Annotated in this window: 19 protein-coding genes; 9 read left to right on the top strand and 10 right to left on the bottom strand. The window is 59.0% G+C overall.

Annotated elements, in window-relative coordinates:
- The first annotated feature begins 315 nt into the window (after nt 1-315).
- Nucleotides 316-1,011 (top strand): aquaporin Z, encoded by a 696-nt coding sequence (aqpZ, locus tag BK670_RS20925; protein ID WP_123452514.1) that lies wholly within the window; start codon nt 316-318, stop codon nt 1,009-1,011.
- Nucleotides 1,012-1,114: 103 nt separating this feature from the next.
- Here aqpZ and BK670_RS20915 read toward each other — a convergent pair whose 3' ends face one another.
- A complete protein-coding gene (locus BK670_RS20915) occupies nt 1,115-2,239 on the bottom strand; it encodes a GNAT family N-acetyltransferase (protein ID WP_123452512.1) in 1,125 nt (374 codons plus the stop codon).
- 283 nt (nt 2,240-2,522) lie between these two features.
- Here BK670_RS20915 and BK670_RS20910 point away from each other — a divergent pair, with 283 nt between their 5' ends.
- The gene (locus tag BK670_RS20910) at nt 2,523-3,845 is read left to right on the top strand and encodes a putative porin (RefSeq protein ID WP_123452510.1); all 1,323 of its coding nucleotides are present in this window, start codon (nt 2,523-2,525) and stop codon (nt 3,843-3,845) included.
- A 271-nt stretch (nt 3,846-4,116) separates the two neighbouring features.
- Here the strand turns inward: BK670_RS20910 and BK670_RS20905 are convergent, their stop codons facing one another.
- From BK670_RS20905 to aceK, 5 genes are all read right to left on the bottom strand, one after another.
- Complete coding sequence (locus tag BK670_RS20905; protein WP_123452508.1) at nt 4,117-4,356, bottom strand: anti-sigma factor family protein; 240 nt, start codon at nt 4,354-4,356, stop codon at nt 4,117-4,119.
- Nucleotides 4,350-4,961 carry an RNA polymerase sigma factor gene (locus BK670_RS20900; protein WP_123452506.1) on the bottom strand — a complete coding sequence of 204 codons (612 nt, stop codon included), beginning with the start codon at nt 4,959-4,961 and terminating at the stop codon, nt 4,350-4,352. The genes BK670_RS20905 and BK670_RS20900 overlap by 7 nt, the downstream gene beginning before the upstream one ends.
- A 137-nt stretch (nt 4,962-5,098) precedes the next feature.
- The gene (locus BK670_RS20895) at nt 5,099-6,220 is read right to left on the bottom strand and encodes a beta-ketoacyl-ACP synthase III (protein ID WP_123452504.1); all 1,122 of its coding nucleotides are present in this window, start codon (nt 6,218-6,220) and stop codon (nt 5,099-5,101) included.
- Nucleotides 6,221-6,549: 329 nt separating this feature from the next.
- Nucleotides 6,550-10,461 carry an ATP-dependent RNA helicase HrpA gene (gene hrpA / locus BK670_RS20890; RefSeq protein ID WP_123452502.1) on the bottom strand — a complete coding sequence of 1,304 codons (3,912 nt, stop codon included), beginning with the start codon at nt 10,459-10,461 and terminating at the stop codon, nt 6,550-6,552.
- Nucleotides 10,462-10,750: 289 nt separating this feature from the next.
- On the bottom strand, nt 10,751-12,472 hold the full coding sequence (aceK, locus tag BK670_RS20885; protein ID WP_123452500.1) for a bifunctional isocitrate dehydrogenase kinase/phosphatase: 1,722 nt from the start codon (nt 12,470-12,472) through the stop codon (nt 10,751-10,753).
- Between the two features lie 396 nt (nt 12,473-12,868).
- Between aceK and BK670_RS20880 the strand changes: the two genes are divergently transcribed.
- Both BK670_RS20880 and BK670_RS20875 read left to right on the top strand, forming a co-directional pair.
- On the top strand, nt 12,869-14,494 hold the full coding sequence (locus BK670_RS20880; protein ID WP_123452498.1) for a methyl-accepting chemotaxis protein: 1,626 nt from the start codon (nt 12,869-12,871) through the stop codon (nt 14,492-14,494).
- Nucleotides 14,495-14,579: 85 nt separating this feature from the next.
- Nucleotides 14,580-15,488, top strand: a complete 909-nt coding sequence (locus tag BK670_RS20875) for a DMT family transporter (RefSeq protein WP_123452496.1) — start codon at nt 14,580-14,582, stop codon at nt 15,486-15,488.
- A gap of 88 nt (nt 15,489-15,576) precedes the next feature.
- Here the strand turns inward: BK670_RS20875 and BK670_RS20870 are convergent, their stop codons facing one another.
- On the bottom strand, nt 15,577-16,440 hold the full coding sequence (locus BK670_RS20870; RefSeq protein ID WP_123452494.1) for a DMT family transporter: 864 nt from the start codon (nt 16,438-16,440) through the stop codon (nt 15,577-15,579).
- 95 nt (nt 16,441-16,535) lie between these two features.
- Complete coding sequence (locus BK670_RS29670) at nt 16,536-16,700, bottom strand: hypothetical protein (RefSeq protein ID WP_162835961.1); 165 nt, start codon at nt 16,698-16,700, stop codon at nt 16,536-16,538.
- A gap of 190 nt (nt 16,701-16,890) precedes the next feature.
- On the opposite strand from BK670_RS29670, the gene BK670_RS20865 reads away from it, so the two are divergent.
- Nucleotides 16,891-17,409 (top strand): hypothetical protein, encoded by a 519-nt coding sequence (locus BK670_RS20865; RefSeq protein WP_123452491.1) that lies wholly within the window; start codon nt 16,891-16,893, stop codon nt 17,407-17,409.
- A 4-nt stretch (nt 17,410-17,413) separates the two neighbouring features.
- Nucleotides 17,414-17,614, top strand: coding sequence for a hypothetical protein (locus tag BK670_RS20860; RefSeq protein ID WP_148047035.1), 201 nt, complete (start codon nt 17,414-17,416; stop codon nt 17,612-17,614).
- Nucleotides 17,615-17,671: 57 nt separating this feature from the next.
- On the opposite strand, the gene BK670_RS20855 is transcribed toward BK670_RS20860, so the two are convergent.
- Together BK670_RS20855 and cysK are read right to left on the bottom strand one after the other, a co-directional pair.
- Complete coding sequence (locus tag BK670_RS20855) at nt 17,672-18,610, bottom strand: aspartyl/asparaginyl beta-hydroxylase domain-containing protein (RefSeq protein ID WP_123452487.1); 939 nt, start codon at nt 18,608-18,610, stop codon at nt 17,672-17,674.
- A 182-nt stretch (nt 18,611-18,792) separates the two neighbouring features.
- Complete coding sequence (gene cysK / locus BK670_RS20850; RefSeq protein WP_007911289.1) at nt 18,793-19,767, bottom strand: cysteine synthase A; 975 nt, start codon at nt 19,765-19,767, stop codon at nt 18,793-18,795.
- Between the two features lie 127 nt (nt 19,768-19,894).
- Between cysK and BK670_RS20845 the strand changes: the two genes are divergently transcribed.
- The 3 genes from BK670_RS20845 to BK670_RS20835 all read left to right on the top strand — a co-directional run bounded on the left by BK670_RS20845 (nt 19,895) and on the right by BK670_RS20835 (nt 23,213).
- Nucleotides 19,895-20,971, top strand: a complete 1,077-nt coding sequence (locus BK670_RS20845; RefSeq protein WP_123452485.1) for a DUF748 domain-containing protein — start codon at nt 19,895-19,897, stop codon at nt 20,969-20,971.
- Nucleotides 20,972-21,176: 205 nt separating this feature from the next.
- A complete protein-coding gene (locus BK670_RS20840) occupies nt 21,177-22,022 on the top strand; it encodes an AAA family ATPase (RefSeq protein WP_123452482.1) in 846 nt (281 codons plus the stop codon).
- 12 nt (nt 22,023-22,034) lie between these two features.
- On the top strand, nt 22,035-23,213 hold the full coding sequence (locus tag BK670_RS20835; protein ID WP_007956512.1) for a vWA domain-containing protein: 1,179 nt from the start codon (nt 22,035-22,037) through the stop codon (nt 23,211-23,213).
- Nucleotides 23,214-23,278: the final 65 nt, after the last annotated feature.

Genomic DNA, 23,278 nt, shown 5'->3' with positions numbered 1-23,278 from the left:
GGGAGCTTGCTCCCGCTCGGCTGCGCAGCAGTCGCGAAACCCGCCAACCGTGAAAGTCTGACACTACCGGTGTGGATGGTTTTGGGACAGCTTCGCTGTCCAGCGCGAGCAAGCTCCCTCGCCACACAATGCTTGTCCTCCAAGAAACCGCCACAGCCCGCCAACCACGGGCGCTGGCGGTTTTTTTGTGGCTGCTGGAAATCCGCAGAAAGCCTGCTGTACTCAGCCAAGGTTCCGGCACGGAACCTGTCGTAAATCTGCAGGGATGCACAACGCGATGCAGTCTCGATAGCAGGGCTATCAAGGACGCCTCTCATGTCGCTGTTCAAACGTTCAGTCACTGAGTTGTTGGGTACGTTCTGGTTAGTATTGGGTGGTTGCGGTAGCGCGGTGATCGCCGCGTCTTCACCGTTGGGAATCGGGGTGCTGGGGGTGGCCCTGGCGTTTGGTCTGACGGTGCTGACCATGGCATTCGCCATCGGTCACATCAGCGGATGTCACCTCAACCCGGCCGTCTCGGTCGGTCTGTTCGTCGGCGGTCGGTTTCCGGCCAAAGAGTTGCCCGCCTACATCATCGCGCAGGTGCTCGGCGCGATTCTCGCGGCGGCGCTGATCGCGCACATCGCCAGCGGCAAGGAGGGTTTCGATATCGCCGCCGGCCTTGCTTCCAACGGATATGGCGAGCATTCGCCGGGCAAATATTCGATGGCGGCGGGGTTTGTGACCGAGCTGGTGATGACGGCAATGTTTGTGATCATCATTCTGGGAGCGACCGACAGGCGCGCGCCACCGGGGCTGGCACCAATCGCCATCGGCCTGGCCCTGACGCTGATTCACCTGATCTCGATTCCCGTCACCAACACGTCGGTGAACCCGGCCCGTAGCACGGGACCGGCACTGATGGTCGGCGGCTGGGCGATCGCGCAGTTGTGGATGTTCTGGGTCGCGCCGTTGATTGGCGCGGTGGTCGGTGGCGGCATCTATCGCTGGTTGGGCAAAGAGGAAACCTGAAACCTGCGATGATCTCCCTGTAGGAGCTGCCGAAGGCTGCGATCTTTTGATCTTGCTTTCAAAAATCAAAAGATCGCAGCCTTCGGCAGCTCCTACAGGAGATTTATGTCTGGCGGTAGGGCAAGGCTGTTTTCGCTTCCTCGGCATAGGCGAGGATGCCGGCGCGTTCCTGTTTCAGGAAATCCTTCACCGCCGCTTTCAACCCCGGATGGCGCAAGTAATGCCATGAGTGCGTAATCACCGGCTCAAAGCCACGAATCAGCTTGTGCTCGCCCTGAGCTCCGGCATCGAAACGCTGGTACCCCTGCGCGATCGCATAATCCATGCCCTGATAAAAACACGTCTCGAAGTGCAACCGATCAAACTCCGCCAGACAGCCCCAATAGCGCCCGTAGAAACTGTCGCCACCGACCAGACTGAAGGCCATCGCCACCGGCCTTGAGCCTTGTTTAGCCAATACCACGCGGATCGCCTCGGGCATGCGCTCGGCCAGCAGACTGAAAAACTCCCGCGTCAGGTACGGTGCCTGACGCCGTACCGCATACGTGTTGGCATAGCAGGCGTAGACAAAATCCCACTGCGCCTCGTCCAGTTCGCGCCCCTCCAGCCATTCAAACGCAAATCCCTGCCCCGCCACCTGCTCGCGTTCCTTGCGCATCTGTTTGCGCTTGCGCGAACTGAGCACGTCGAGGAAATCCTGAAAGTCGCGATACCCGCGATTCTGCCAGTGATATTGACAGCCAATGCGTTGCAGCCAGCCCGGTTGCTCGGCCATTGCAGCGTCGGTGAAGGCGTCGGTGAAGTTGATGTGCGCGCTGGAAAGCCCTTCGATCTCCAGATAGCCGGGCAGGCTCTTGAGCAGCTCGAAACCGTCTTCGACCCTGGCCGCCAATAAACGCGGGCCGCTGACCGGACTGAACGGCACGGCGCTCAACAGCTTGGGGTAGTAATCAATGCCGGCACGGGCGCAGGCGTCGGCCCAACCGTGATCGAACACGTACTCGCCGTAGGAATGCCACTTGCGATAACCGGGTAGCGCGGCGATCAGTCGGTCATCTTCGATGTGCAGCAGATGCTCAGGCTGCCAGCCAGTGTGGGGGCCCACGCTGCCGCTGTCTTCCAGCGCACTGAGAAAGGCATGGCGCAGAAATGGCTGGCTTTCAGGCACCAGCGCATCCCAGGTGGCCGGCGCGATTTTCGACAGGTTTTGCAGGCGTTGCAACGGCATCAACAAGCTCTCCACAGCAGGACTTCGGCGCCCGGCGAGTATCGCCGATTGCGTGGCATTGCACACCCGCAATCGGCCGACAGCGCTCTAGATCAATAGTTCAGGGCGAATCGATATCGTCATCAACCTGCCATCACTGTGCCACTGCTCTGTCATAAACCATCGCGATACTGGCGCCTGTTTTTAGAGCGCCGGGTTCTACCCGGACACTGTTTTCCGACATTCGAACCGTCGGTTGTGCCCCGGATGGTTGTGCCATCCCCTCTCATCTTCGGAGATTGCTATGCGTCTTGCTTCCACGAAAACTGCGGCGGCCCTGTGCGGTGGCTTGTTGCTGGCCATGAGTGTTCCGGCCAGTGCTGCAGTCGACGCCAAACTGCTCGACATGCTCAAGGCTAACGGTTCCATTTCCCAGGCGCAGTACATCGAGCTGCAAACTGAACTGGCCAAGGATCAGAAGGCTCAGCAAATCGCGCAGCAGGCGCAGCAAGAGACCAACGAACAAGTCGCCGCTGTTGCGAAGAAAACCAACGAACAAAGCGTCTTCGACCAGAAACTCGCCTGGGCGGCCAAGACCCAGTTCAAGGGCGACGTGCGTATCCGTCAGGAAACCATCAAGATCGACGGCGAGCCGAACAACGGCGGCCGCGACAAGGATCGTCAACGCATCCGTGCCCGTCTGGGTGCCTACACCGAGATCAACCCGCAAGTCGACACCGGTATCCGTATCGCCACCGGCGGCGGCGACGATGCCCGTTCGACCAACCAGGATCAGGACAACTACTTCGACAAGAAGCAGATCTGGCTGGATCTCGGTTACATCGACTACCACCCTGACCAGATCAAGAACCTGCACATTATCGGCGGCAAGATGCTGCAACCGTGGGTCAGCATGGGCGACGTGATCTGGGACAGCGACATCAACCCGGAAGGTCTGGCCGTTACCTACAAATATCCATTGGGCAGCAGCGCCGAACTGTTCGGCAGCCTGGGTAACTACAACCTCAAGGACAACGTTGACGGCGATGGCGTGCAATTCCGTCACGACCTGCGTCTGACCGCTGGCCAGTTGGGTAGCCGCTTCAACATCACCGACAACCTGAAAGTGACTCTGGGCGGTAGCGTCTATGCCTACCAGAACGACGAAGACAGTCGCTGCACCGGGACTTCCACACCGTGCGCCCTGGCGGTCAACGGCAACTCGGCCAACAACGAATTCCGTCTGTATGAAGGTTTCAGCCAGGTCGACATCGGCGGTCTGCCAATGCCGTTGTCGTTCTACGGTCAGTACGTGAAGAACAACGACGCCGTGACCGATCAGGACACCGCGTGGCTGGTTGGTGCCAAGTCGAAAGTCTTCGGCCTGAACCTCGATTACAACTATCGTGACGTGCAGCGCAACGCCGTGGTCGGCGCCTTCACCGACTCCGACTTCGCCAACGGCACCACCGGTTCGCGCGGCCACAAGTTCAAGGTTGGCTACGACATCGACAAGAACTTCGCCATTGGCGCCACGTACTTCCTGACCAAGGCCGACTTCGCCAGCCGTACCCAGCGTGACGCTGACGCCAACACCCTGCAACTGGACGCAGAAGCCAAGTTCTAAAAACAGCAGTTGCAAGCTTCGAGCCTCAAGCTGCAAGTCAAAGCATTACTTGCAGCTTGAGACTTGGCGCTTGCAGCTGATTCTCTTATAGCCTGGTGCGGGCGGGGCGATCCCCATCATCCGTTCGCTTCCCCCGCACTGGGTTATTTCTGCAAGATGCAAAAACCCCCTGTAGGAGCTGCCGGAGGCTCGGGCCGCGATCGGACGATCTTTTGATCTTGATCCTGAAAACAAGATCAAAAGATCGCAGCCTCGTTTCACTCGACAGCTCCTACTGGGGATTAACTTTTCGTCGTTGCTCGGCCAGGCGTTCGGCCAGCTCTTCGACGCCTTCTGCCGGTGGCTCCGGCAGTGCCTTCAAAGTGGCTTGCATCAAACGCATCTGACGAATGAAACGCCGACAGTTCGGACAAAACATCAGATGATGACGCACCATCCACTTTTCCCCAAAGCTCAATTGGTCATCGAGATAATCGCTGGAGCGCGCCACTTGTTCCTTACAGGTCAGCATTCCCCGGTCTCCTCAAAATGCTCCACGGTTGCGAAGACTTTCAGCCGCGCACGATGCAGCAGCACACGGACATTGGAGAGCGAGATCTCCAGAAGATTACAGATCTCCTCCAGCTCCAGGCCCTGACGTTCGCGCAACAGCAAAACGCTGCTTTGCAGCTCCGACAGGCTCAGCAGCGTGTGCTCCAGGCATTCGCGCAATTCGCCTTCAGTGAGCAGGGCTTCGGGGGTGTCCTGGTGCCAGGCGAACGGGGCGACCAGCCAATGGCCATCAGCGGGAGAGAAACGGTCATCGTCGATCGTGCCATGGGGCGACGGAAGATCATCCATCAACACTTCGCGACGATTCTGTTTATAACGGCTTTTGGCGGCGTTGGCCGTGATGGTCAGCAGCCAGGTCTTGAGACTGGAGCGCCCCTCGAAACTGGCAATGTGGCGCACCACCGATAGCCAGGCATCCTGCACCACTTCTTCGACATGACGCTGGCCGACAATCGCATACGCCACAGCACGCATGGCGCTCTGGTACGTCGTCACCAGTTCCTTGAAAGCCTTTTGCTCACCCGCCAGCAGGCGCGCAAGCAGTTCGGTATCGTCAGCCGCCATCCATCAATCCCCTTGTTCCGACTCCGAAAATGAATGCGGCAGGTCTTCACCTGCCGCCATTTGCGAAAAATTACAGCGTTTGAGCCGATTCGGATGTAGGAAAGGTCGGCGCGATTAAGAGGAAATTAAACCAATTTTCAACGCTTGCGCAGAATCACGCTGCCGATCGAATAGCCGGCACCGAACGAACTCAACACCGCCAGCGAACCGCTCGCCAGATCGTCCTGATACTTGTGGAAAGCAATCACCGAACCCGCGGAGCTGGTGTTGGCGTAGGTGTCGAGAATCACCGGAGCTTCTTCTTCGGTGGCTTCGCGACCCAGCAACTTGCGCACGATCAGGTGGTTCATGCTCAGGTTGGCCTGATGCAGCCAGAAGCGCTTCACGTCGCCGACGTTGAGCTTGTTCTCTTCCAGGTGATCGCCAATCAGCTCGGCAACCATTGGGCAGACATCCTTGAACACCTTGCGGCCTTCCTGCACGAATAGCTTGTCGCGGGCACCGATGCCCTCTTCCGCCGCGCGGTTGAGGAAGCCGAAGTTGTTGCGGATATTGTTGGAGAACTTGGTCAGCAGTTTGGTGCTGACCACGTCGAACTGGTGCTTGGACGTCGCGGTGTCAGCGCGCTCGATGATCACCGCTGTCGCGGCGTCGCCGAAGATGAAGTGGCTGTCGCGGTCACGGAAGTTCAGATGCCCGGTGCAGACTTCCGGGTTGACCATCAGGATCGCCCGGGCCTGACCCAGTTGCACGCTGTTGGCCGCTGCCTGAATGCCGAAAGTCGCCGAAGAACAGGCCACGTTCATGTCGAAACCAAACCCCTGAATGCCCAAGGCTTCCTGGACTTCGATGGCGATGGCCGGGTAGGCGCGCTGCAGGTTGGAGCAGGCAACGATCACGCCGTCGATATCAGCGGCAGTTTTGCCAGCACGCTGCAAGGCTTGTTCGGCAGCGCCGATGGCCATCTGGCAGAGCACCGACCATTCGTCGTTGGAACGCTCCGGCAAACGCGGGGCCATACGTTGCGGATCGAGGATACCGTCCTTGTCCATGACAAAGCGGCTCTTGATGCCCGAGGCTTTTTCGATGAACGCGGCGCTGGATTCGGTCAGGGCCTGGACTTCGCCGCTGGCAATGGCCTCGGCGTTGTCGGCGTTGAACTGGGCGACGTAGGTATTGAAAGACTGCACCAGCTCTTCGTTGGAGATGCTGTTGGCCGGGGTGTACAGGCCGGTGCCGCTGATGACGACGTTATGCATGGTCGTTTCTCTAATCTGTTCAGGCAGAAAGTGCTGGAACCGTCGTACCAACACACAAAGGGTCTATTCCCATCCGGGGGACGCAAACCTGGCATCGCTTTATTCCGTCGCGCGACACGGCCAAAGGCTCTGGGTCGCGAAACCGGCGTTTATGGTCGCGAAGTTTGCCATAAACGCAGGCTTTTGGCGCCTTTCTCAAAATCAACACCAATCCCCTGTGGGAGCGAGCCTGCTCGCGAAGGTGCGGTGTCAGTCAGCACATTCTTACCTGACACACCGCCTTCGCGAGCAGGCTCGCTCCCACAGGGGGGATTGTGTAGGTCTCCAGGTCAGGGCTCTACCTGGGTCCACTGCTTGTTCAGGCGCTTGTCGGAAATCGGCACTTTCGTCCCCAGCTGCTGGGCGAACAGCGACACCCGGTATTCCTCCAGCCACCAGCGATACAGCTCAAGCTGCGGATCGCGTTTGCCTTCCTGGGCATGTTTCGCCGCGCGAGTCTGGTATTGCGCCCAGAGGCCGGCGAGTTCGCCGCTCCAGACGCGATCCTTCTGCACCTGCGCGCCGAGTTTTTCGAAACGCTGCTCGACCGCTTTCAGGTAACGCGGCAGCTCTTTAAGCCACTGCATCGGCGTCTCGCGGACAAACCCCGGATACACCAGATTGCCGATTTGCTGCTTGATGTCGTTCAGCGCCACAGCCTGGGCCAGATCAATCTTGCCCTTGAAGCGCTTTTGCAGGCCATGCCAGAGCTTGAGAACCTCCAGGGTCAGGCGCGCCACGCGCTCAGCGTGTTCGGTCCAGTTGCCGCGTTTGCGCTCGGCCAATGCCGCCAATCCGGCGCCGTCGCGGGGCAACGGGTCTTCACCTTCAAGGATGCAGCTGTCGAGGCTGGCCAGCAGAATGTCTTCGACCAGCGCATCGACGCGGCCCAACTCGCGGTAGAGCAAGCCCAGCTCGGTCTGCCCCGGCAGCTTGCCGCGCAGGAACTTGGCCGGCTCGGCCAGTTGCTGCATCAACAAACGCTGCAAGGCGCGACGATGCTGGAATTCGGCCTCGGCCGGAGTCGAGAAGCGCCCTTCCTTGACCGTACCGCCCTCTTCAACCAGCGCCGGGTATACCGTCATCGACAGCCCGGCGATCTTCTGTTGGGTTTTTTCCGCCACCGGGGCGAAGACCTTGGCCTCCACCGGTTGCTGACTTTTCGCACTCTGCGGCACCGCCAGCGCGGCCTGACTGGCTTCGGCAAACCGCGCCGTCAGTTCGGCCAGATCGCGGCCTTCGCCGAGGAATTTGCCTTGGCCATCGACAATCTCCAGGTTCATCCGCAGATGCCCCTCCACGCCTTGCTCAGCTTCGGCCCACGCCTCGTCGCTGACCCGCGCGCCGGTCATGCGCAACAGTTCGCGACCCAGCGCTTGCGGCAACGAACCCTCGGCAAAGGTCATGCGTTGAAGCGCAGCTTTGATGAAGTCCGGCACCGGCACGAAGTTCTTGCGCAAGGCTTTCGGCAAGTTGCGCACGAGGGCGATGCACTTGGCCTCGATCATCCCCGGCACCAGCCATTCCAGGCGTTCCGGTGGCAGCATCGGCAGCAGCGGTGCCGGCACGCGCAGGGTCACGCCGTCGCGCGGATGATTGGGTTCGAAGTGATAGGTCAGCGCCAGTTCCAGATCGCCGATGTGCAGGGTGTCCGGATAATCCCGCGCGGTGACTTCACTGGCCTCGCGGGCCAGCACGTCTTCCTCGCGCATGATCAACAGCTGCGGATCCTTCTGGCTGTTGATGCGGTACCAACTGTCGAAGGTTGCGGTCTGGTGAATCTCTGCCGGCAAGCGCGCGTCATAGAACGCGTACAGGGTTTCTTCGTCGGCGAGAATGTCGCGACGACGGGCCTTGGCCTCCAGTTCGTCGAGCTGTTCGAGCAACTGTTTGTTGGCCGTCAGGCATTTGGCTTTCGATTGAATCTCGCCACGCACCAGGCCTTCGCGGATAAACAATTCGCGAGAAACCACCGGGTCCACCGGGCCGTAATGCACCGGCCGGCGACCGACCACGATCAGCCCGAACAGAGTGATCTGCTCGTAGGCCACGACCTGGCCGCGCTTCTTTTCCCAGTGCGGTTCGAAGTGGTTTTTCTTGATCAGATGCCCGGCCAGCGGCTCGATCCAGTCGGCGTCGATCTTGGCGACCATGCGCGCGTAGAGTTTGGTGGTTTCCACCAGCTCGGCGGTCATCAGCCATTGCGGACGCTTCTTGCCGATGCCCGACGACGGGTGAATCCAGAAGCGTCGCTGACGCGCGCCGAGGTAATCACCGTCCTCGGTTTTCTGACCGATCTGGCTGAGCAAGCCGACCAGCACCGCTTTGTGCAGTTTCGGATAATCCGCCGGCTCTTTGTTGAGGCTCAACTGCATGTCGCGGCAGATCAGGCTCAACTGGCGATGGGAGTCGCGCCACTCGCGCAGACGCAGATAGTTGAGGAAATTCTTCCGGCACCAGTTGCGCAACGGACTGGCCGTCAGCGCCTGGCGCTGCTCTTCAAACCCGCGCCACAGATTCACTAAACCGGCGAAGTCCGAGTCGGTGTCTTTCCATTGCGCGTGGGCCTGATCGGCAGCCTGCTGACGTTCCGGCGGCCGCTCGCGCGGATCCTGAATCGACATGGCACTGGCGACGATCAGCACTTCCTGCAGGCTGCCGAGCCTGGCCGCTTCGAGCAGCATGCGGCCCATGCGCGGATCCACCGGCAAGCGCGCCAATTGGCGACCCAACGGCGTCAGCTGGCTGTTGCGATCGACCGCCGAGAGTTCCTGCAGCAGGTTGAAACCATCGCTGATTGCCTTGCCATCCGGCGGCTCGATGAACGGGAATGCAGTGATCTCGCCGAGACGCAGATGCAGCATCTGCAGAATCACAGCGGCGAGGTTGGTGCGCAGAATCTCCGGATCGGTGAACTCTGGGCGCCCGTTAAAATCTTCTTCGCTGTACAGCCGAATGCAAATGCCCGGCTCGACCCGACCGCAACGGCCTTTACGCTGGTTGGCGCTGGCCTGGGAAATCGCCTCGATCGGCAGGCGCTGCACCTTGGCGCGGTAGCTGTAACGACTGATGCGTGCGGTGCCGCTGTCGATCACGTAACGGATGCCCGGCACGGTCAGCGAGGTTTCGGCGACGTTGGTCGCCAGCACCACGCGTCGACCCGGGTGCGACTGGAAAATCCGTTGCTGTTCGGCCGGTGACAGGCGCGCATACAGCGGCAGAATTTCCGTGTGTTTGAGTTGGGCCTTGCGCAGCATGTCGGCGGCGTCACGGATTTCACGCTCGCCGGGCAGGAACACCAGCACGTCTCCCGGACTGCGGCGTTCGCTGCGCTCATAAGCAGCGATTTCGTCGAGAGTGGCGAGGATCGCTTGATCGACGGTTAGGTCATCCTCGACACGGTTGCCCTCCTCGTCCTGCTCCAGCGTCAGCGGGCGATACCAGGTGTCCACCGGGAAGGTACGGCCGGATACCTCGACAATCGGCGCATCATCGAAGTGCCTGGAGAAGCGCTCCAGATCGATGGTCGCCGAGGTGATGATGACTTTCAGGTCCGGGCGACGCGGCAGCAGGGTTTTCAGGTAGCCGAGCAGGAAGTCGATATTGAGGCTGCGCTCGTGGGCTTCGTCGACGATGATCGTGTCATAGCGTTCGAGGTAGCGATCGTTCTGGGTTTCCGCCAGCAGGATGCCGTCGGTCATCAACTTGATCAGGGTGTTGGCATCGCTTTGATCTTCGAAGCGCACCTGATAGCCGACCAGCGAACCGAGCGGCGTGCCGAGTTCTTCGGCAACGCGGCTGGCAACGCTGCGTGCAGCGATTCGGCGTGGCTGGGTGTGGCCGATCAGACCGTGCTGACCGCGACCGATTTCCAGACAGATCTTCGGTAACTGCGTGGTTTTGCCCGAACCGGTTTCGCCGGCGATGATCAGCACCTGATGCTGCTCCAGCGCCTTTTTGATTTCGTCGCGCTTGGCGGCGATCGGCAGGCTGTCGTCGTAACGAATCACCGGCAGGCTGGCACGGCGCGCCAGCACCTGATCACAGGACGCCTGCATGCGCGTCACCCACTGGGCCAGTTTGGCCTCGTCGGGTTTCTTGCGCAGCTCAAGCAACTGCCGCCGCAGCCGGTGACGGTCGGCGAGCATGGCGTGATCGAGGTTTTTCAGCAGTTTGTCGATGGAGGGCGATTCGTCGGTCATCGGGTAGGCAATTCGGTCGTCTATTTATGCAGGGGGCGGATTGTCGCAGATTTGGGGGGGTTGTGGCGTGTCAGGGGGATTGCGACCCTCACCCTAGCCCTCTCCCAAAGGGAGAGGGGACCGATTGGGGGATGCTTCAAAGGTACATCGACCTGAAAGAGCTTTGCCGAATCCATAATCGCCGAGCTCTTTCAGGTCGGCGTTTGACCCAAGACACCTCGGTCAGCTCCCTCTCCCTATGGGCGGTCCGACGTTTCGGGAGGGCTGGGGTGAGGGGCTTTTAAAAGAGCTACTCGTTGTCGAGGCCTTTGCGACGGTATGGGAAGACATCAATGACTTTCCCCGCCCGAATCGCCTCCTGCAGGCTCTTCCAGTAATCGGCGTTATACAACTCGCCATGCAACTGATCGAACAACTTGCGCTGCCCCGAATCGGCAAACAGAAACGGTGGAAACTCCTCGGGAAATACATCCAGCGGCCCGATCGAATACCACGGTTCGGAAGCCATTTCGTCCTCCGGCGTGCGCGGTGCGGGGATGTGGCGGAAGTTGGCTTCGGTCAGGAAGCAGATTTCGTCGTAGTCGTAGAACACCACGCGCCCGTGTCGAGTGACGCCGAAGTTTTTCAGCAACATGTCACCGGGAAAGATGTTCGCCGCCGCCAGTTGCTTGATCGCCAGGCCGTAATCCTCCAGCGCCTCGCGCACCTGCGCATCGTTGGCGTTTTCCAGATACAGGTTGAGCGGGGTCATGCGCCGCTCGGTCCAGCAGTGACGGATCAGCACCGTGTCGCCCTCGACCGACACCGTCGATGGCGCCACTTCGAGCAATTCCTCCAGGCACGCCGGATCGAACTTGCTCAGCGGAAAACGAAAATCGGCGAACTCTTGGGTATCGGCCATGCGCCCGACCCGGTCGACGCTTTTCACCAATCGGTACTTCTCGATCACCGTCGCGCGATCGACGTTTTTCGACGGCGAGAAACGGTCCTTGATGATCTTGAACACGGTGTTGAAACCCGGCAGGGTGAACACGCTCATGACCATGCCGCGTACACCCGGGGCCATGATGAACTGGTCGTCGGTGTTGGCCAGATGATTGATCAGCGCTCGGTAGAACTCGGATTTGCCGTGCTTGTAGAAGCCGATTGAGGTGTACAGCTCGGCGATGTGCTTGCCCGGCAGAATGCGTCGCAGGAAACCGATGAACTCGGCCGGCACCGGCACGTCGACCATGAAATAGGAACGGGTGAACGAGAAGATGATCGACACATCCGCTTCGTCGGTGATCAGCGCGTCGATCTGAATCCCGCGTCCCTCGCGATGTAACAGCGGAATCACCAACGGCCATTGCTCGTCGCGGGTGTAGATGCGCCCGACCAGGTAGGCGCCCTTGTTGCGGTACAGCACCGAGGAAAACAGCTCGACGCTGAGTTCCGGATCCTTGCACACCCAGTCTGGCAGGTTCTCGCGCAGTTGCGCTTCGAGCCTGAGCAAGTCCCCCGGCAGATCGGCGTAATCCTCGCTGAAACGGTAGTCGGCAAAAATGCTCGCCAGCATCCCCGACAACTGCCCCTGCGGTTTGTACGTGCGGGTTTGCGCAGCGCGGGCGCGGCGCAGGCTCGGGCGGGTGGTGTGGATGAACATGCAGCCGTCGCTGATCAGGTCGTGGCTGAACAGCCCGCAGAAAATCGAGTTGTACCAGGTCTCGGACAGTTCATCGTCGAAGCGCAGGTCGATGACGCTGATGTAGGCACTTTTCACCAGTGGCCAGCAGCTGACGTTCATCAGCGTTTCATCATCGAAGTATTCGCCCAGGCGAGCGATGGTTTCGCCGACCTTTTCTTCGTAGAGATTGATCCGCGCCGCCGACGCCGTTTGCGTCTCCTGCCAGCGCGCCTGCTCGAAACGCTCCCGGGCGCCGTCGGTGATCCGCCGGAAATGCTCGCGGTAATCGTCAAAGCCATCGAGGATCATGCGGGCGATGTCGGTGGCTGGCCATGGCTGCGGCATAGATGAGACCTCGGCGTGCGTGGGGAAATCTGTGCCTGAGCTTAGCCACGGAAGCGGCCGCAGGTGAAGTGCAATTTCTGCCAAATCCACGTCAGAGTTGTAAAGCGGCACAGTTTTTAGCAAAGTTTTTTTAATCGACCGTTCGGTCAGTTAATCACCTCAGCGGTCCTTCTTGCCGCCCTGCCCCAGCCCGCGAATTCTCTGGTCTTCCAATCCAATACCTGACAGACACTTCTAGTCCGCGGCTTTGCTGCGCCTGAGCGGACCGCCAGCGACAACTCCAGATTGGTCTTACCAAAATAGTGGCACTTTGATATACACCCCGCCATCACCCCCTCATAACAAGATCCTCGCTGACGAGGACGACCTCCCCCTAAAAGATCAAGGAGCACACTGATGTCTATCCGGAATCTGCGCATAGGTTTGCGCGCCAGTTTGAGCTTTGCTGTTTTGGCCGGTCTGCTGGTGGTGGTCGGCCTGTTCGGTCTGGGCCAGATGAAAACCCTGCGCGAGAGTGCAGCAGTGATTGAAGAATCATGGATGCCGAGCATCGAGAGTATTCATGACGCGGCGGCGAACATCGCCAGCATTCGCCTCGAATCCTTGCGCCTGATCACCAGCACCCAGCCTGCCGTGCGCGACAGAAGCAAAGGCATCATCAAGGCGCAGCGCGAAGAATTGCTCAAGCGCCTTGCCGATCACAAAGCCCTGCTCACCAGCGAGAAAGAACGGCTGATGCTCGACGGCTTGAATGCCAACACCGCCAAGTACATGAGCATCCTCGAACAGATCATCGGCCAGATCGACGCCGGGCAAAGTGAACAGGCCTACACGCGCCTTAACAATGAACTGGCACCACAGGGAGCGCTACTCGACAAAACCCTCGAGCAGATGATCGCGTTCAATCAGCAAGGTGCCGACGCCGCCGCCGATGCCGCCGCAGCCATGTACCAACGGGCATTGTGGATTGTCGCGACCATCATCGTGGTGGCCCTGATTGCCACATTGCTGCTGGCCTGGCAGTTGACGCGCAGCATCACCACCCCGATCAATCAGGCACTGGATGTGGCGCGGCGCATTGCCGCCGGAGACCTCAGCGGCCAGATCGTCAGCAGCGGTAAAGATGAGGCTGCGCATCTGCTCGACGCCTTGGCCGAGATGCAGGGCAATCTGCGCTCGACCATTCGCGGCATCAGCGAATCGGCGCAGCAATTGGCTTCCGCAGCCGAGGAAATGAGTTCGGTGATGGAGCAAAGCACCCGAGGCCTGCAACAGCAGAACGATCAGATCGAACAAGCCGCCACCGCGGTCACCGAGATGAGCACGGCGGTGGACGAAGTCGCGGCCAACGCGGTGTCCAGCGCCGAGGCGTCTGCCGCGTCGAACGAGGACAGCAAGCACGGTCATGTCCAAGTCAGCGAAACCATCAGTTCGATTCAGGAATTGGTCGACGCCGTACTCGGCGCTTCTGCACAAGCCGAGGGCCTGGCCACGCAGGCACAAGACATCAGCAAAGTGCTGGAAGTGATTCGCGGGATTGCCGGGCAGACCAATCTGCTGGCGCTCAATGCGGCGATCGAAGCGGCACGCGCCGGTGAAGCCGGGCGCGGTTTCGCGGTGGTCGCCGATGAAGTGCGTTCGCTGGCACAACGCACGCAGAATTCCACCGAAGAAATCGAGCTGATGATCAGCAGCATCCAGCAAGGCACCGGGGCAACAGTGGGTGCGTTGCAGAGCAGTGCCGAGCAGGCCGGACAGACGTTACGCCGCGCCAACAGCGCAGGTCATGCGCTGGAGAAGATCACCGCGTCGATCTCGCAGATCAACCAACGCAATCTGGTGATCGCCAGCGCTGCCGAACAACAGGCCTTGGTGGCGCGTGAAGTCGATCAGAATCTGGTGACCATCCGCGACCTCTCGACTCAAACCGCCGCCGGCGCCACCCAGACCTCGGCCGCAAGCCAGGAACTGTCGCGTCTGGCCGTCGACCTTAACGGCCTGGTGACACGCTTTGTGATCTGAACGGACAGTTGCATGCCCGAATAGCGGTTGCCTTCGTCAGGGCGCTCGGCAACACTCTCGTCCCGATCAAGGAAGGAGACCCGCCGTGAGCCCTGTCGATATTTTCCGTATGTTGTCGCTGGCGGCCATCTGGGGCGCGAGTTTTCTGTTCATGCGCATTATTGCACCGGTGGTCGGCACGATCCCGACCGGATTCTTTCGCGTCTCGATTGCGGCCGTTGGCCTGCTGGTGATCCTCGGGCTGATGCGCGTGCGCTGGGATTTCAAAGGCAAACTGAAAACCGTGATGCTGCTGGGCGTGATCAATTCGGGTATTCCGGCGACGCTGTACTCCGTTGCGGCCCAGGTGTTGCCGGCCGGTTACTCGGCGATTTTCAATGCCACCACGCCGTTGATGGGCGTGCTGATTGGCGGGTTGTTCTTCAGTGAAAAACTCACTGCTGCCAAGCTGGGTGGGGTGTTCCTCGGCCTGTTCGGCGTTGGCGTGCTGACCCGCGCCGGCCCTGTGGCGTTCGACTTGCACCTGTTGATGGGCGCCCTCGCCTGTTTGCTCGCGACCACTTGCTATGGTTTTGCCGGTTTCCTCGCGCGGCGCTGGCTGGATCAGGCCGGCGGGCTGGACAGCCGTCTGTCGGCGCTGGGCAGCATGCTCGGCGCGACGTTGTTCCTGTTGCCGCTGTTTACCTACAGCGTGATTACCGCGCCGCCGGTCAGTTGGGGCGGCTGGAATGTCTGGCTGTCGCTGCTGGGCCTGGGCCTCGGTTGCACGGCGTTCGCCTACATCATTTATTTCCGCCTGCTCAGTTCGATCGGGCCGGTGAAATCGATGACGGTGACCTTTATGATTCCGCCGTTCGGCGTGCTGTGGGGCGCGTTGCTGCTGGATGAGCCGCTGTCGATGGCGCACATTTATGGCGGGGTGTTGATTGCGGCGGCGTTGTGGCTGGTGTTGAAGCCGGCGGCGGTGAAACCTTCTCAGGTGACAGCCCGTTAGACGTCTGGCGCTGCTGAAATGGCTATCGCGAGCAGGCTCACTCCTACAGGGGAATGCATTCCAATGTGGGAGTGAGCCCGCCTGTCAGCTAGTCGGTTTTACGGAATACAAACGCCAGACCGACAATGATCAACAGCATCCCCAGCACACTCAACACCGCCAGACGATTGCCGAAAATCAAATAGTCCATCACCGCCGTCACCGCTGGCACCAGGTAAAACAGACTGGTGACGTTGACCAGATTGCCCCGTGCGATCAGCCGATACAGCAACAGCGTCGCCAGCACTGAGACCACCAGCCCCATCCACAACACCGGCACGATAAAACCTGTGCTGTGCTCAAAGTGGAACGGCTGGAACGGTACGAAAATCCCGCACAGCAACAGCCCGGCCAGATACTGCACCGGCAGTGTGCCGAGGGGATTTTCCGTGATGCGCTTCTGCATGATCGAGCCAAGCGTCATGCTCGCCAGCGCCAGCAACCCGAACAACATTCCCGCCCAGGACATCCCGGCCAGACCGATGCCTTGGTAAACCACCATGATCAGACCCGCCAGCCCCAGCGCCAGCCCGAACATCCGGCTCGCCGAGCGTTGCCGTTCCATCAACACCACCGTGAGAATCGGCTGCACACCCATGATGGTCGCCATCACCCCCGGGGTGACTTTGCTGTTCAGTGCCAGCAGATAGAAAATCTGATAAGCCCCTAACAACACCACGCCGGTGGCGATCGCATAAAGCATTGGTTTGCCGTCCTTGGGCAACTTCAGTTTGAGCAACGGCGCCAGCAGTACCAATCCGCACAAGGCGATCGCAAAGCGAATCAGCAGAAAGGCAAACGGTGAAGCATGGGCCAGGCCCCATTTGGAGAAGATCGCGCCGCTGCTCCACAGCAGAACGAACAGGCTCGTGGACATCGCCGCGAGCGCGGATTTTTTCGACAGGACAAACATGAATACCACCTGTAGTCAGGCAAGAAGCCAACTCAGCCGAAGCTGAAATTCAGTAGGTTTTTCTGGCGGGCGCAGGGGTCAGCAAAAACTGCCAATCAGCCCGAAACGCCAACGCCCGGCGGTGATACGACTGCGCACACCGGCGTGCTACTGACAGGTGGAGGGTAATGACTGATCTGCTTGGGCTGCTGATTCCCGCACGGCACGACGCCAGCGTTGACCGCTGAATCGACTACCGCGTTGATGAGGGATGCAGGCATTGGCGCAGATCTTTTTTGAAGGGTTGGAGGGTGAGGCATACGACTCACGTGCGCCGACTATAACCAGCGGGCGACATGGATTGCAATGATTTGGACAAAGGGCCAGTAGCGACGGATGCATGAGAGCTGAATAGGCTGTTGAGCAACGGCTACACCTATCGATGGGGAGACATGGAATGCTCGAAATCATATGCCAAGAGAACGGACGTATTTGCGGTATCAGTTGTATCGGTCAGAGGCTAGAAAGGCGGCTAGTATCACCACCAAGAGAATGCTTTTTCATGAGGGAGCAGACTTTTCGAAAGTACGCTTCGAACCCATCGATACTCAGGCAATAAATGCTTTTGAGCTTTGGGATAACCCGCATTTTTCCTGGGGAGAGGTCGTCACCTGGAAGACCCGAGAACCCTTGTCTCTCGATGTCGCGATCTGGTTTGAACAAGAGCTTTGCGGGCTGTGTTTTGTCATTCCAAACAATAGCCGTCAGCGAATTCGAATCGTGCGGCTAGAGGGAAGACCAGGGGAAGCGCATCCACTTAAAAACCGTATCGCGGCGTTGGCGATGTTGGCCATTGACGAATTTGCCCAAATTATTGGCAGCAGATTGATTGAAGTTCAGGAGCCCATGCAAGGAGCCATTCCGAAATATAGACAGCTCGGCTTCACATTTGATTTGGATGGCCGCCTTGTGCTCGCAGTGGAGGATTAGTATTGTGAAAACTGTTCAATTAATGATCAGCGAGGGCAAAAAAATGCGTAAGGTTGTTAAAAAAGCCCCCTCAAGGAAGCGATCACGCAAAGCCGATGAAAAGCTGGGTGATTTCGTGTTATCCACCAACCAGCAACGGTTTCTGCAAGTTCTGGTCGATGGCATTGACGTGGATGAACCCAACGTTCTCGCTGGACGACGCTGATTCGCAGACAATAAAAAACCGCTCACAAGGAGCGGTTTTTTATTGCCTGATCCAGCCTCAACCAAACAGCCAATACCCCAACAACGTCAACACCACCACCGCCAACACCGGCCGCATCACGCGGTAGGCCTTCGGATGACGGCGTTTCCACTGTTTGACCACGCCACTGAACTTGTCGCTGAAGCTCTTGCTCCAGGCGTAGGCCTGGTTGATACCGCCGACGCGCTCGTCATCAAGGTTCTGCGGTGCGGTGGCGCGGCCGAGCCAGGCGCTGATGGAGCGGTTGATGCGGGTCATCAAGCGGTTGCTCAGCGGACGCTCGACGTCGCAGAACAGGATTACCCGAGTCTGCTCGGTTTCATTCTTGACCCAATGCACGTAGGTCTCGTCGAACATCACGTCTTCGCCGTCACGCCAGGCGTAGACCTGACCATCAACGAAGATCCGGCAATCGTCGGAGTTCGGCGTCGATAAGCCGAGGTGGTAACGCAGGGAGCCGGCGAACGGATCACGGTGCGGGTTCAAGTGGCTGCCACCCGGCAACAGCGCGAACATCGCGCCTTTGACGTTGGGAATCGCACTGACCAGCGCCACGGTTTTCGGGCACAGGGTTTCAGCCGACGGCAGTGGTTTGTCGTACCACTTGAGGTAGAAACGCTTCCAGCCCTTCTTGAAGAACGAGCCGAAACCGGCGTCGTTGTTCTTTTCTGCCGCGCGAATATAACCCTCGTCGAACAGATGCATGGCCTCGTCGCGAATGGTTTCCCAATTGTCGCGCAGCACGTCCAGTTCCGGAAACTTGCTGCGATCCAGATAGGGCTTGGACGGCACACCGGAGAACAGGTACATCAGGGCGTTGTACGGGGCGAACAGCGCCGAGTGGTTGACGAACTGGCGCAGAACCGGCAAACGCGCCTTGCCGCGCAAATGCACATAGAGGATGCTGCCCACAAACAGCAGCAACACCGACACCTTGGCGGCTAACGAAAAGGTCATCAACGACTCCTTGAATAAAAACAACGCTGCGCAATGCCCTTTACCCGGCATGGCAGCCGGCCATGATAAACACTACCGGCCTCGGGCAAAACCCGCCTTACAAGATTCAGTGTTAAGAATTGCGCAACAAAGCATTTATTAGCATAACCATCCTGAACCCCGGCTGATCTGAATCAACTGGATTACTGCTGAGTCTCCTGCTCAGTGAACAGATCGCTGAACAACATGCTCGACAGATAACGCTCGCCGGAGTCCGGCAGAATCACGACGATGGTCTTGCCCTGCATTTCTGGCGTCTCGGCCAGACGCACCGCCACCGCCATCGCCGCACCGCAGGAAATACCGCACAAAATCCCTTCTTCCTGCATCAACCGCAGGGCCATGGCCTTGGACTCTTCGTCGGTGACCTGCTCGACCCGGTCAACCATCGACAGATCCAGGTTCTTCGGCACAAAGCCAGCACCGATCCCCTGAATTTTGTGCGGGCTTGGTTTGATCTCTTCACCCGCCAACGCCTGGGTGATCACGGGTGACGACATTGGCTCCACGGCCACCGAGAGAATCGGTTTGCCCTGGGTATTCTTGATATACCGCGAAACGCCCGTGATGGTTCCGCCGGTGCCGACGCCCGCCACGAGTACGTCGACGGCGCCGTCGGTGTCGTTCCAGATTTCAGGACCGGTGGTCTTTTCGTGAATCGCCGGGTTGGCCGGGTTATCGAACTGCGCCGGCATGAAATATTTGTCGGCATCGCTGGCGACGATTTCGGCAGCTTTCTCGATCGCGCCTTTCATGCCCTTGGCCGGCTCGGTCAACACCAATTCGGCGCCCAGAGCCTTGAGAACCTTGCGGCGCTCGATACTCATTGAGGCCGGCATGGTCAGCATCAATTTGTAACCACGGGCCGCAGCGACGAACGCCAGGCCGATCCCCGTGTTGCCCGACGTAGGTTCGACAATGGTCATGCCCGGCTTGAGTTTGCCGCTGCTTTCGGCGTCCCAGATCATGTTGGCGCCGATCCGGCACTTGACCGAATAACCGGGGTTGCGCCCCTCGATCTTGGCCAGAATGGTCACGCCACGCGGTGCGATGCGGTTGATCTGCACCAGCGGCGTATTACCGATGGAATGGGCGTTGTCAGCGAAAATACGGCTCATGGCTGGGTCCTTATGCAGCGTTGAATTCAGCCTTCCAAGGTATGCCTGTTGCCTGGCGCAGTCCAGTCGGGTCGAACGACTGCGCGACGTAACAGTCAATCGCTTACATCGTCAGGGAATTGCCGTCATGAAGCGTCGCTACAGTTGGCCACTAGGGATTTTCGCCGTCGTCGTTGTGCTGCTGATCGCGCTGCACATCGCTTTGCCTTACATGGTGCGCGACTACCTGAACGGCAAACTGGCAGACATGGGTGACTACCGAGGCCAGATCACTGATGTCGATCTGGCCCTTTGGCGCGGCGCCTACAAGATCAATGGGCTAAAGATCGTCAAGGTCGACGGCAAGGTACCGGTACCGTTCGTCAATGCACCGCTGATCGATCTGGCGGTCAGTTGGCATTCGCTGTGGTACGACCATGCCGTCGTCGCACAAGTGAAATTCGTCAAACCTGAAGTCAACTTCGTCGACGGTGGTGCTAACAAGCAGAACTCTCAAACCGGTCAAGGCACCGACTGGCGCGCACAACTGGGCAAATTGCTGCCGATTACCCTCGACGAGGTCCAGATTCACGAAGGCAAAATCAGTTTCCGCAATTTCAATTCCAAGCCACCGGTCAACATGAATGCCACCAACGTCGAAGCCAGCATCTATAACCTGACCAACGTGGTCGACAAACAGGGCAAACGCGATGCCCGCTTCGAAGGCAAGGCGCTGTTGCTGGGTCATGCGCCGCTGGAAACCACTGCCACGTTCGACCCGCTAAGCAACTTCGAAGACTTCCAGTTCCGCCTGCGCGCCAAAGACATCGAACTCAAAAGCATGAACGACTTCGCCTCGGCCTACGGCAAGTTCGACTTCAACGCCGGCCACGGTGATGTGGTGATCGAAGCACAGGCCAAAAAAGCCCAAGTCAACGGCTACATCAAACCACTGCTGCGTGACGTCGAAGTGTTCAACTGGCAGCAGGACGTGGAAAACAAGAACAAGAGCATCTTCCGCTCGGTCTGGGAGGCCATCGTCGGCGGCTCGGAAACCGTGCTGAAGAATCAGGCGAAAAACCAGTTCGCCACCAAGGTCGAACTCAGCGGCAACGTACATCAGCAAAATATCAGCGCATTCGAAGCGTTTTTGCAGATTTTGCGCAATGGTTTCATACAGGCATTCAATGCGCGGTATGAACGGCCGAAGCCGGATGCGGGTTAGTTTTTTTAATGGGAGACCCATTCCCTCGCCACAACCGTGTTGTCTGGCGTCAGGCCGAGACCGAGTCACCATGTGACGCCCCATTCAGAGACTGAATAAGCCGTCTGCGTTCACAGTCGACCGGGCCGCGCGTTATAGTCGGGCATTCGATTATTTCGCCCCCGCCCTGCCCGTCAGGTCGGCGTTACCGTTCGAGGATTAGCAGATGAAGTTCGAAGGCACCCAGGCCTACGTCGCCACCGATGACCTGAAGCTGGCGGTCAACGCCGCTATCACCCTGGAGCGGCCGCTGCTGGTCAAGGGCGAGCCGGGCACCGGCAAGACCATGCTCGCCGAGCAACTGGCCGAATCGTTCGGCGCCAGGTTGATCACCTGGCACATCAAGTCCACCACCAAGGCCCATCAGGGTCTCTACGAGTACGATGCGGTCAGCCGTCTGCGCGATTCGCAATTGGGCAACGAAAAAGTCCACGACGTGCGCAACTACTTGAAGAAGGGCAAGCTCTGGGAGGCGTTCGAGTCCGAGGAGCGGGTCATTCTGCTGATCGACGAAATCGACAAGGCCGACATCGAGTTCCCCAACGACTTGCTGCAAGAACTCGACAAGATGGAGTTCTACGTTTACGAAATCGACGAGACCATCAAGGCCAAGAAACGTCCGATCATCATCATTACCTCCAACAACGAGAAAGAGCTGCCGGACGCTTTCCTGCGCCGCTGCTTCTTCCACTACATCGCCTTCCCCGACCGCACCACCCTGCAGAAAATCGTCGACGTGCACTACCCGGACATCAAGAAGGATCTGGTCAGCGAAGCGCTGGACGTGTTCTTCGACGTGCGCAAGGTACCGGGTCTGAAGAAGAAGCCGTCGACCTCGGAGCTGGTCGACTGGCTGAAGCTGCTGATGGCCGACAACATCGGCGAAGCGGTGCTGCGCGAACGTGATCCGACCAAAGCGATTCCGCCGCTGGCCGGTGCGCTGGTGAAGAACGAACAGGACGTGCAACTGCTTGAGCGCCTGGCGTTCATGAGCCGGCGCGGCACCCGCTAAGAGGCTGATGCCATGTTGCTCAACCTGTTCAATGAAATGCGCGCCGCCAAGGTGCCGGTGTCGGTGCGCGAACTGCTCGACCTGATCAACGCGCTGAAACAGCGCGTGACCTTCGCCGACATGGACGAGTTCTATTACTTGTCGCGGGCGATTCTGGTGAAGGACGAACGCCATTTCGACAAGTTCGACCGTGCGTTCGGCGCCTACTTCAATGGCCTGGAAAAACTCGACGATCACTTGCAGGCGCTGATTCCCGAAGACTGGTTGCGCAAGGAATTCGAGCGTTCGCTGACTGACGAGGAACGCGCGCAGATCCAGTCCCTCGGCGGTCTGGACAAGCTCATCGAAGAATTCAAGAAGCGCCTGGAAGAACAGAAGGAACGCCACGCCGGCGGCAACAAGTGGATCGGCACCGGCGGCACCAGTCCGTTCGGCTCCGGCGGCTTCAACCCGGAAGGGATTCGGGTCGGCGATGCCGGCAAACGCCAGGGCAAAGCGGTGAAGGTCTGGGATCAGCGCGAGTACAAGAACCTCGATGATTCGGTGGAGCTGGGCACGCGCAACATCAAAGTGGCCCTGCGCCGCCTGCGCAAATTCGCCCGTCAGGGCGCAGCGGAAGAACTGGATATCGACGGCACCATCGACCATACCGCCAAGGATGCCGGTCTGCTGAACATCCAGATGCGCCCGGAACGACGCAACACGGTGAAGCTGTTGTTGCTCTTCGACATCGGCGGCTCGATGGACGCCCATGTGAAGATCTGCGAGGAGTTGTTCTCGGCCTGCAAGACCGAGTTCAAGCATCTGGAGTATTTCTACTTCCACAACTTCATTTATGAATCGGTGTGGAAGAACAACATGCGCCGTACCTCCGAACGTACCTCGACCCAAGACCTGCTGCACAAGTACGGCGCCGACTACAAAGTGATCTTCATCGGTGACGCCGCCATGGCGCCTTATGAAATCACCCAGGCCGGCGGCAGCGTCGAACACTGGAACGAAGAGCCGGGTTACGTGTGGATGCAGCGTTTCATGGAGAAGTACAAGAAGCTCATCTGGATCAACCCGTACCCGAAAGACACCTGGGGCTATACCTCATCGACCAATATCGTGCGCGATTTGATCGAGGATCAGATGTATCCGTTGACGTTGCGCGGGCTTGAGGAAGGGATGCGCTTTTTGTCCAAATAATCTGTTTTGTCAGTAATGGCCCCTTCGCGAGCAGGCTCGCTCCCACATTGGAATGTATTTCAATT

Source organism: Pseudomonas fluorescens (assembly GCF_003732425.1).
GTDB classification, from domain to species: domain Bacteria; phylum Pseudomonadota; class Gammaproteobacteria; order Pseudomonadales; family Pseudomonadaceae; genus Aquipseudomonas; species Aquipseudomonas fluorescens_BE.
Note: the sequence above shows the minus strand (reverse complement) of the source record. Positions and strands in the feature narration are given on the sequence as shown.